This is a genomic window from Exiguobacterium sp. A1_3_1, from assembly GCF_048985645.1.
GTDB lineage: Bacteria > Bacillota > Bacilli > Exiguobacteriales > Exiguobacteriaceae > Exiguobacterium_A > Exiguobacterium_A indicum.
Genome location: NZ_WBYY01000119.1, coordinates 1 through 10,049 on the forward strand (window position 1 = coordinate 1; position 10,049 = coordinate 10,049).

Annotated in this window: 10 protein-coding genes; 5 read left to right on the forward strand and 5 right to left on the reverse strand. The window is 45.4% G+C overall.

Translation table 11 applies throughout. The features are described from left to right. The 4 genes from F8N00_RS12495 to F8N00_RS12510 all read right to left on the reverse strand — a co-directional run. Positions 1-212 (reverse strand): DUF1806 family protein (locus F8N00_RS12495; RefSeq protein WP_421018326.1); only part of this gene is annotated, 212 nt, incomplete at its 3' end. Then, positions 160-975 carry a pyridoxine/pyridoxal/pyridoxamine kinase gene (gene pdxK, locus F8N00_RS12500; RefSeq protein ID WP_023469720.1) on the reverse strand — a complete coding sequence of 272 codons (816 nt, stop codon included), beginning with the start codon at positions 973-975 and terminating at the stop codon, positions 160-162. The genes F8N00_RS12495 and pdxK, both read right to left, overlap by 53 nt. A gap of 131 nt (positions 976-1,106) precedes the next feature. Continuing rightward, positions 1,107-2,111, reverse strand: a complete 1,005-nt coding sequence (locus F8N00_RS12505) for an inorganic phosphate transporter (protein ID WP_023469719.1) — start codon at positions 2,109-2,111, stop codon at positions 1,107-1,109. A 16-nt stretch (positions 2,112-2,127) separates the two neighbouring features. Then, positions 2,128-2,745 (reverse strand): DUF47 domain-containing protein, encoded by a 618-nt coding sequence (locus F8N00_RS12510; protein WP_023469718.1) that lies wholly within the window; start codon positions 2,743-2,745, stop codon positions 2,128-2,130. A 341-nt stretch (positions 2,746-3,086) separates the two neighbouring features. Here F8N00_RS12510 and cbpA point away from each other — a divergent pair, with 341 nt between their 5' ends. From cbpA to F8N00_RS12535, 5 genes are all read left to right on the forward strand, one after another. Then, positions 3,087-3,725 (forward strand): cyclic di-AMP binding protein CbpA, encoded by a 639-nt coding sequence (gene cbpA / locus F8N00_RS12515; protein ID WP_023469717.1) that lies wholly within the window; start codon positions 3,087-3,089, stop codon positions 3,723-3,725. Positions 3,726-3,785: 60 nt separating this feature from the next. Further along, positions 3,786-4,556, forward strand: coding sequence for a pyrroline-5-carboxylate reductase family protein (locus F8N00_RS12520; protein ID WP_023469716.1), 771 nt, complete (start codon positions 3,786-3,788; stop codon positions 4,554-4,556). Between the two features lie 209 nt (positions 4,557-4,765). Next, entirely contained in the window at positions 4,766-5,323 is a 558-nt protein-coding gene (locus F8N00_RS12525) for a TetR/AcrR family transcriptional regulator (RefSeq protein WP_421018327.1), read from the forward strand. Positions 5,324-5,337: 14 nt separating this feature from the next. Further along, the gene (locus F8N00_RS12530) at positions 5,338-8,535 is read left to right on the forward strand and encodes an efflux RND transporter permease subunit (RefSeq protein ID WP_421018328.1); all 3,198 of its coding nucleotides are present in this window, start codon (positions 5,338-5,340) and stop codon (positions 8,533-8,535) included. Between the two features lie 219 nt (positions 8,536-8,754). Beyond that, complete coding sequence (locus F8N00_RS12535; protein WP_050678422.1) at positions 8,755-9,408, forward strand: C40 family peptidase; 654 nt, start codon at positions 8,755-8,757, stop codon at positions 9,406-9,408. Positions 9,409-9,462: 54 nt separating this feature from the next. On the opposite strand, the gene F8N00_RS12540 is transcribed toward F8N00_RS12535, so the two are convergent. Next, positions 9,463-10,049 (reverse strand): substrate-binding domain-containing protein (locus F8N00_RS12540; RefSeq protein ID WP_421018329.1); only part of this gene is annotated, 587 nt, incomplete at its 5' end.

Sequence of the window (10,049 nt, forward strand, 5' to 3'; positions counted from 1 at the left end):
GCGTAAGCACCGTTCGTCGTCTCGACGTGTACATATAACGGTGTATTCGCATGTTCGTCGATATAACGCTGTATTTCTTGTACATCAATGGCTTGCATAAACTTTTCTCCTCTCCTATACAGAAAGAAGTCCGCGGATATCGCGGACTTCTTAAGCGGATCAAGACTGGACTGTACGATGTGCAGCGTGATCAGTTGGTCCGACGTATTCATTCAAACGGAATGAATGACGAATCGCGGAAGTGATGAAAGATTTTGCTGTACGGACAGCAGCTTCTACTGATGCACCTTTTGCGAGTTCGGCCGTGATTGCTGCAGAGTACGTGCAGCCAGCACCGTGCGTGTACGGTGTCTCGATTCGTTCGTCCTCAATCAGGATAAACTCTTTTCCGTCATAAAGCACGTCAACTGCTTGTGGATGGTCAATCTTGCTGCCACCTTTGACAAGAACGTATTGCGCACCTTTTTCATGAATCCGCGCTGCTGCAAGTTTCATCTCGTCGATCGTTGCTGGTGTTTTACCAAGACCCGACAGTTGTCCGGCTTCGAAGACGTTCGGTGTGACGACCGTCGCAAGTGGTGTCAAGACATCACGAAGTGCGTTTGCTGTATCAGGGTTCAGCACTTCGTCTTCGCCTTTACAGACCATGACAGGATCGATCACGACGTTTTGAACGCCGGATGATTTGATTTTCTCAGCAACGGCTTCAATGATTTCGACAGTCGGGAGCATACCCGTCTTCATCGCATCAACACCAATACCTCCAAGGACCGTGTGGATTTGTGTCCGGACGAGTTCTGTGTCGATTGGGTAAACCGCATGGTGCCAAGAGTGATCAGGGTCTTGGGCGACGATGACCGTCAAAGCATTCATTCCATAGACACCAAGTTCTTGGAATGTTTTCAAATCAGCTTGAATACCAGCTCCACCGCTCGTGTCGGAACCAGCAATCGTTAAGGCTTTACGTTTTGTCATGGGGCATTCCTCCTAAAGAAATAGACAATCCTTCTTGTTCTTCATCATAGCGAATTATGGGAAAAACAACAACTATCGACGCTTCTGACGTACACAAAACCCTACCTGTTTTGAGTAGGCGGGGCAAGTACTTATTTAATGAATAAGAAGTCGAGAATATAGTAAATCAAGGCAGCGAAAGCCATCGAAATTGGCAATGTGATGACCCATGTAATGAGCATGCGCTGTGCTGTTCCCCACTTTACACCTTTCTTACGGTGTGATGTACCTACACCCAAGATGGCAGAAGAGATGACGTGTGTCGTCGAAACCGGAAGATGAATCGCTGTCGCTCCAAAGATGATCGCTGCTGATGTTAAGTCAGCTGCAACCCCGTTGACCGGACGGATTTTCATGATTTGACCACCGACGGTCTTGATGATCCGCCATCCACCTACAGATGTTCCGAGACCCATTGCGATCGCACATGAGAGTTTAACCCAAGTCGCAACTTCGTGATCTGTTTGATAACCAGATGAGATCAAAGCAAGCGTGATGATCCCCATCGCTTTTTGTGCGTCGTTCGTACCGTGTGTATACGACTGCAAAGCAGCGGTTGCAATTTGAACATGACGGAAGCGACGATTCGTCTTCGCCAAGTTTCCTTTTTTGAAGATGACTTTAAAGATTGCATAAACGATGAAACCGAGTGTGAATGCGAGCACTGGTGAAATGAGCAAGGCTTGAACGATTTTCAAGAAGCCTTTTGCTTCGATTCCTCCGAATCCGACAGAGGCAACAGCAGCACCAGCAATCGAACCGATCAGTGTATGCGAAGAACTTGACGGAATACCGAAGTACCAAGTCAAAAGGTTCCAGGCAATGGCTGAAATCAAGGCAGCGATAACGACGTAGCTACCATGTTCAAGTGTTGACGGGTCAACGATGTCACCAGAGATCGTTTTTGCGACTCCAGTGAACGTGATTGCACCTAGGAAGTTCATCGATGCAGCCAAGATGATGGCATGACGTGGTTTCAACGCACGAGTCGACACCGAAGTCGCGATCGAGTTCGCTGTATCGTGGAAACCGTTGATGAAGTCGAAGCTAAGTGCGAGAATCACGATTATGGCGGTGATGATAAACAGGCTATCCATCTCGTTAGCTCCTCACTTAAGCGTTTTTCATGATGATCGTTTCAATGACGTTAGCTGCATCTTGGCAGTAGTCCGCGATTGATTCGAGCGATTCATAGATTTCTTTATATTGGATGATTTTAATTGGATCTGTTTCTGTTGCGAACAATGCTTTGATCGATTTACGGCGTAGGTTATCACAAATCGTCTCTTGTTCTTTGATTTTGATGACGTGTTCACGCATCGGTTGCAATTTACGTGCAACAAGAAGATCCATTGACATCGCGAGTTCTGTGACAGCGATGTTGATTTCATCGACGAACTTGATCATGTGCTCGTCTGCTTGAACGATATTGTAGATTTCGAAGATCGCTGAACATTCTTCAAAACCGTCTAAGACGTCATCAAGTGCGTTAGCAAGTGCGAGTAAGTCTTCACGGTCGATCGGCGTGATGAACGCATTGTTCAAGTCGATGATCAACTGGTGCATCAAATCGTCCCCAGCTGTTTCGAAGTCTTTTACTTTATGTGCAAATTCTTTTACATCCGCGATGCCGTTGATTTTAAAGTCAACGAAGAATTGCGAAGTCGTTTTTAAGTGTCCTGCGATTTCGGATAATTTCACTGCGAATGGATCTTGTTTTTTACTAAACATTTCTTCTGCCTCCATATTAAGAACAAGAATAGAATAGTGAAGTAACTTCACGAGTTCGATTGTAGCAGACGGTATTGTAAAAGAATACATTTATGAAGCGTCTTTACGAAATCTTAATAAATCTTAATACGTAAGTGATTGTAGATTTAATAAATTGTCTGACAATGGTAAAAGTGAAGTGTACTTGATTGAAATGAGTTGGATTACGTTGTGATTGCAAGAGGTTGTCTTGTGATTGTAAGAATAAAAGCGCATCAGAAGTGGGAAAAGAGGATATGGCGCATGAAAATCGAATGATATGATTAAGTCTGCGTAATTAGGTAAAAGAGGAGGATTTTATTATGCTCGTACAAAGTTTATGTATTCCGAAGCATCAATGTGTCACGATTTCCGAGACAGCGACGATTCGTGAAGCACTCGACACACTTGAAAAAACCGGATACCGCTGTGTCCCGGTCCTTGACCAATCAGGACAGGACTTTAAAGGGAACATCTATAAGATGCACATCTATCGGCATGGGATGAATGGTGGCAGCTTAGACGACAACGTCATGTCGCTGATTAAGAATACATCCAAATACATCTATACAGGAAGTAATTTCTTTGAAGTCTTCTTCTCAATCAAGGAATTACCGTATATCGCGGTCTTAAATGATGACGGTCATTTCTTCGGTATCCTGCCACACGGAAAAATGCTTGGAATGCTTGAAGAAGCATGGAACCGTGATTCTGGAAGTTACGTCCTGACAGTAGCCCTAAGTGAACAAAAAGGGGCACTTGAGAAGATCTCGAAGATCGTCAACAAATATTCAACGGTCGCGAGTCTGATGACACTCGATGCGAAGAGTAGCGTCATGCGTCGTGTATTGATTACATTACCGACGGATTGTGACGAGAAGACAAAGAAAAAAATCGTTAAGAAACTTGACGATAAGGGACTTCGAGTCGTTGCTGTCGAAGATTTAGCCGTTCGTGTATAATGGACCCGCACAAGACCAGTTCATGACTGGTCTTTTTTTGAGGGAAAGGAAGGATAGATGATGAAACTATTAATAGTAGGAGCCGGTGCGATGAGTGAGGCACTCGTTCAAGGATGGGTCGCTTCTGGATTTGCACGAGAAGATATCACGATGACGAATCGGAGTGGCGGGATACGCTTGACAGAAGTCGCAGCGCGACACGGCGTTCAAACGGTCGAGCAGGAGGACGTCTCCTTATACGATCTCGTCATGCTGGGCATGCAACCCGATGGTGTACTCGACTATGTAGCGAATCAACAATGGACGAATCAGACGATCGTTTCGATTGCTGCACATATTACACCATATGAAATCGAACAGTTGGCAAAACGTCCGACAGTTGCTGCCATGCCAAATACCCCAGTCGCACACCGTTTAGGAATGACTGGACTATGGTTCGGCTCACGCGTGAATGAAGAGATCCGAAGTGTAGTCGAGGCATTATTTGGACGTGTCGGAGAAATTGCGGAAGCAAATGAATCGACGATGCCTGCATTCATGGCGGCAGCTGGATGTAGTCCTGCTTTCTTCTATGAAGTCGTAGCTGGTATGGTGCCGGTTTTGACGGATGCTGGTTTTGAAGAAGGAAATGCACGTCGAATCGTTGCTCAAGCGATGAAAGGTTCAGCTGAAATTCTCATGCGCTCCGACGCAAGTACGGATCGTCTGATTGCCGATGTTGCGGCACCTGGTGGACCGACGGATCGTGGCGTCCAAGTGCTACGAGAGCGTCACTTATTCGATACGATGCAAGCGGCACTACGAGAGAGTTCACGCGAAGCAGACGAATAATGGATTCAAAAGAGGCTGACTCAAAAAGAATGACGCGTCTTTTCACGTCCTTATCTTTGTAGAGACTGACATTTGAGTCAGTCTTTTTTCGTTCACGAAAGTTTCACGTGAAACATAAACAAAGCGATTGCATCTTCAAATAAGAATTCGTACACTGTAAAAAGAAACCGTCCAGACGGTACAGTAAATATGAGGGAAGGGGGAGACTATTGGCCAGTGCAAAAGCGCAAGAGACTCGTCGTCGGATTCTTGAAGCCACGACGACGATCATTTTGCAACAAGGATTCACCCAATTGACGCTTGAAGAAGTAGCGAAACAAGCAAATGTCTCAAAAGGTGGACTATTGTATCATTTCGCTTCGAAGGAAGCTTTATTAATGGGGGTCATCGAGGCGCAAGAAGTACGACAATTTAAACTATATGAACAGCATCAGTTGACGATGGGACCGATGGAAGCGTTCGTGACGTTGCAAATCCAGCAACAAGAGGAGTTCCATCTCGACATGGATGCGCTTCTTTACTTGTTGTCCTTATTAAAGGATCATGCGACGTTCGTCGAGGAACGAAAGCGACAAGCGGAGCAGTTCTTTCGCCAACTGACAGAACAGATGGATCCGGTTGAAGTATTGTCGATTCGCTTTACATTAGACGGTTTGAAATTGTCGGAGCATTTTCAGTTCGGTGCACCGTCTCCAAATGTGCGACAAAGATTAATTCTGCAATTAATAGAACGTGCACGACGACTAGATAAACAAATTGAAGAGTGAGGGAGAACCATACGATGAAAAAGATCATCCAATTTTCGGTGAACAATAAGTTTGCCCTCTGGCTCATGACGATCATCATCACGGTTGCTGGTATTTATGCGGGAACATCGATGAAGCTCGAGACATTGCCAGACATCACGACACCGACCGTGTCGGTGACGACGATTTATCCAGGTGCTACACCAGAACAAGTTCTAGATGAAGTCAGTCGAGAACTTGAAAGTAAGGTCGAAAATTTATCAGGAGTCGATACTGTACGCTCGACGTCCTTCCAAAATGCATCGAACCTACAAATCGACTATAACTTCAGTACGGATATGGAAGAAGCCGAGCAAAAAGTAAAAGAAGCTCTTTCAAACGTCGAATTACCGGAAGGTGTTCAGGAACCACAAGTATCACGGATTTCCTTTGATGCATTCCCGGTCATCGGTTTTGCCGTTTCGGATAAGGAGCGTTCCCTGTCTGAGTTGACGAAACTCGTTGAAAACGAACTTCAACCGAAGCTTGAAGGAATCGAAGGGGCGCAGACGGTTCAAGTCGCGGGTCAAGAGATTCGCCGGATCGAAATTCGCTTCGATGAGAAAAAACTCGAACGTTACGGTTTAACCGAAGAGAATGCGAAACAATTGATTCAAGCTAATGATTCCCGTTTAGCGCTTGGCTTATACGAGTTGGGGGATAAGGAACAAGCAGTCGTATTAGATGGGAAAGCAACGACGGTCAAGGAATTAAAAGATCTTCGTCTTCCCTATACGCCACCAGCATCGAATACTCCTGAAGCAGGACAAGCAGGACAAGCAGGACAAGCAGGACAAGCAGGACAAGCAGGACAAGCTCCATCGTCAGCCCCTGCAGCATCCCAAACGACACCATCGACAAGTGCGGCGTCAGATCAGGCAACACAGACGGCACCAACGCAAGTACCAACTGTCACGTTGTCACAAGTCGCGACGATTGAAGATAAAGGGATCGAGGAATCGATCTCGCGTTCGAATGGTGAACGATCGATTGGGGTTCAAGTAACGAAGTCGCAAGATGCGAATACAGTCGATGTCGTCAATGCAGTCAAGCAGACAATCAAAGACTTTGAAAAAGAAAACGGTTCGGTCAATGCATCTGTGACACTTGATCAAGGAAAACCAATTGAGGAATCTGTTTCGACGATGATCAGTAAAGCATTGATTGGTGCGTTATTTGCGATCGTCATCATCTTGCTGTTCTTACGAAACATTAAATCAACGATCATCGCTGTTATTTCGATTCCATTATCGCTTCTGATGGCCATTCTTGTGTTGAAGCAGATGGATATTTCCTTAAACATCATGACACTCGGAGCGATGACGGTCGCGATTGGTCGAGTCGTTGATGATTCCATCGTCGTCATCGAAAATATTTATCGCCGTTTGACGGATCCGACGGAAAAGTTAAAAGGAAAAGAACTGATCATCAGTGCAACACGAGAGGTATTCATTCCCATCGCTTCGTCGACAGTCGTTACGATCGCGGTCTTCTTACCACTCGGGTTCGTTACGGGATTCGTTGGTGAGCTCTTCTTACCATTCGCTTTGACAGTCGTCTTTGCACTGTTCGCGTCCTTGATCGTTGCGGTTACGGTCGTTCCGATGTTCGCTGATTCGCTCTTTAAGCGTGGTAAAGCACCAAAACCGGAAAAAGAAGAGGGCGGAAAGTTGGCGAATGGATATCGTCGTATGCTGAATTGGTCTCTCAACCATAAACTCATCGTCTTTGGTCTTTCAGTCTTGCTTTTAATCGGTAGTTTTGCTCTCGTACCAACGATTGGTGTCAACTTCTTGAATCAAGAAGGAGAAAAGACACTCTACGTCACGTACAATCCAAAACCAGGTCAAACGTTGGATGATTCGTTAAAAGCAGCTGATCAAGCAGAAGATTATTTCAACAAACAAAAAAATATCGATAATCTTCAGTTTACCGTCGGTGGAGAAAATCCATTGAATCCAGGGAATACGAAACAAGGGGTCTTCATCGTCCAATACGATCCAGACACGGAAGATTTTGCAGATGTTAAACAGACAGCCATCAAACAGCTGAATGCTGACATTCCGACAGGAGAATGGAAAGAGCAAGATTTTAGTGGTGGCGCAGCTTCGTCAGGTGTCTCGTATTCAATCTTTGCGAATAATATTGAAGATTTAGAAGCAGTAACACCGAAATTCGTCGATGCGATCGAAGGTGAATCGAAGTATGTTCGAAAAGTAACGACAGATTTAAAAGAAGCGTATACGCAATATACGTTCGAAGTCGATCAGCAAAAAGCGGCTGAATTCGGCGTTTCAACAGCACAACTTGCGCAGGGCATTGCTAATGTCCAAGGAGAAGAAAAACCACTTTCTACTATTAAGGTAGATGGGAAGGAACTCGATGTCATCGTTCCAAACGAACAAACGACATACGATTCCGTTCAAGATTTGGAAGAGACAGATGTCGTGACACCGCTTGGAGTGCGCAAACTGTCCGATTTCGTTGAAGTGAAGAAAGGAACGACTCCTGATTCGCTCAACGAACGTGATGGAAAACTCGTCGCTACCGTTACAGCAGAACTAAAAACGGATAAAGCAACCGAGGCTTCTCAAGCGATTGAAAAGTCCGTCAAAAACATTGATCGTCCGACAGGCGTCTCTTATGAGCAAGGCGGAGTCACAGAGCAGATCCAAGAGTCGTTCACACAACTTGGTCTAGCAATGGCAGCAGCTGTAGCGATCGTCTATCTTGTCCTCGTCATTACGTTTGGAGGAGCATTGACACCACTCGTCATCTTGTTCTCACTTCCATTCGCCATCATCGGTGGACTGGTTGCCCTGTTGATTACAGGAGAGACGATTTCTGTGTCATCCTTGATTGGTGCGTTGATGTTGATCGGAATCGTCGTGACGAATGCGATCGTCTTGATCGACCGTGTCATTCATAAAGAAGCGGAAGGTTTATCGACGCGTGAAGCACTACTCGATGCAGCAGGTACACGTTTACGTCCGATCTTGATGACGGCACTTGCGACGATTGGTGCACTTGCACCACTTGCGCTTGGACTCGAAGGTGGCGCATTGATTTCAAAAGGGTTAGGTGTGACGGTCATCGGTGGACTGACGAGTTCGACGTTGTTGACACTCCTCATCGTGCCAATCGTCTATGAATTCTTAGCACGTTTCCGTAAAAAGAAGTCAATTGATTCTTGAAAAAACGATTAAATGACTCAAACTGACAGGTATGTAGAAATGGCTATCCTAAGCCGTTCTACAGCCTGTTTTTTTATTTTGTTACAAAAGTATTACGAAAAAGAATTAGCGTTAAAGAACTGTAACATGATGAAAATCTGGAACATGATAGGATAAATACAGAAATTATCTGACAATTCAGACGTAAAAAACATTCATACATAAGAGGAGAATGAATCGATGAAAGCTGTCACTCGTGTTTTGTTAACCTTAACGTTACTCATCAGTAGTTGGACACTCGTCCCAGCATCAACGCAAGCTGCAACAAGTAAAAAAGTAGTGGTGTCAGTGGATGTGCTAAATATTCGTGCAAAAGCTGCTGTATCGAGTAAACGAGTCGGGCAATTGAAACTTGGACAAGCTGTAACCGTCGTAGGTCAGGTCAAAGAATGGTATCAAATCCGTCATCAAGGAAAATCAGCATATATCGCTTCTACATACACGAAAGCATATAACGCTAAAGCGACGAAAGGTCTTAGTAAAACAGGATCAACGATCGTTTCGGTAGCAGAAGGTCTCAAAGGACGTCCTTATGTTTTTGGTGCGACAGGTCCTGTTAGCTTTGATTGCTCTGGATTTACACGCTACGTTTATCAAGCACTAGGAAAATCACTCCCACGTACGGCAGCGGCTCAATACTCAGCAACAAAACGTACGGCACCAGGCGCTGGTGATCTCGTCTTCTTTACACATGGAAGTGGGATTCAACACGTTGGAATCGCTGTCGATGGTGGTACGATGATCAATGCGAACTCGTATTATGGAAGAGTCGTCAAAGAATCGTTCCGTGGTGGCTACTGGGGATCACGGTATGTAGCGGCAGGAACTCTTTAAACAAAACGAAGCGACGAATTCAAATCGATGAACTCGTCGCTTTTTTATATGGATTCAAGTGTGAGGAAGAACAGTCGTTCCAGCAATGAATGTCGAGGGTACTTCGATTTGTGGACGAGCAACGAGATCTTCGCGGACGGTTAATTGAAAAGCATGTCGCCCGATCGTGGCATAAGGGATCGCGATCGTCGTCATCGCTAAGACTTCAGCGAGTTCACTTCCATCAAAACCAATGACAGACAGGTCTCCAGGAACCTGATAGCCTTGTTTTCGGAGTTCTAAGATGAGACCAGCTGCCACGTGATCACTTGCGGTCAAGATAGCGGTCGGTCGTTGTTTTTGTTGCATCCAGCGTCTTGCGACGGTCGCACCGTCTTCAATCGTCAAGGTCTGTTCATAGACGAATTCGTCACGTACGACCTCTTGATACGCATGTTTACGCGCCAAGCTATTCGTACTGTCCGGTCGTCCGAGACAGATGCCGATGCTCGTATGTCCCTGTTGTCGTAGATGTGCAAGTCCTTGTTGAAAGGCCGTATAGTGATCGATATAGACGGCAGCGACATCTTCATGATGTTCACAAAAGACGATCGGACCATATAGTTCCTGTCTCTTATACACATCTCCGAGCCCACGAGACT

Coding starts and splice junctions, on each gene's coding strand:
- F8N00_RS12505 (WP_023469719.1), bottom strand. CDS start 2,111: ATGGATAGCCTGTTTATCATCACCGCCATAATCGTGATTCTCGCACTT.
- F8N00_RS12530 (WP_421018328.1), top strand. CDS start 5,338: ATGAAAAAGATCATCCAATTTTCGGTGAACAATAAGTTTGCCCTCTGG.
- pdxK (WP_023469720.1), bottom strand. CDS start 975: ATGACAAAACGTAAAGCCTTAACGATTGCTGGTTCCGACACGAGCGGT.
- cbpA (WP_023469717.1), top strand. CDS start 3,087: ATGCTCGTACAAAGTTTATGTATTCCGAAGCATCAATGTGTCACGATT.
- F8N00_RS12535 (WP_050678422.1), top strand. CDS start 8,755: ATGAAAGCTGTCACTCGTGTTTTGTTAACCTTAACGTTACTCATCAGT.
- F8N00_RS12510 (WP_023469718.1), bottom strand. CDS start 2,745: ATGTTTAGTAAAAAACAAGATCCATTCGCAGTGAAATTATCCGAAATC.
- F8N00_RS12520 (WP_023469716.1), top strand. CDS start 3,786: ATGAAACTATTAATAGTAGGAGCCGGTGCGATGAGTGAGGCACTCGTT.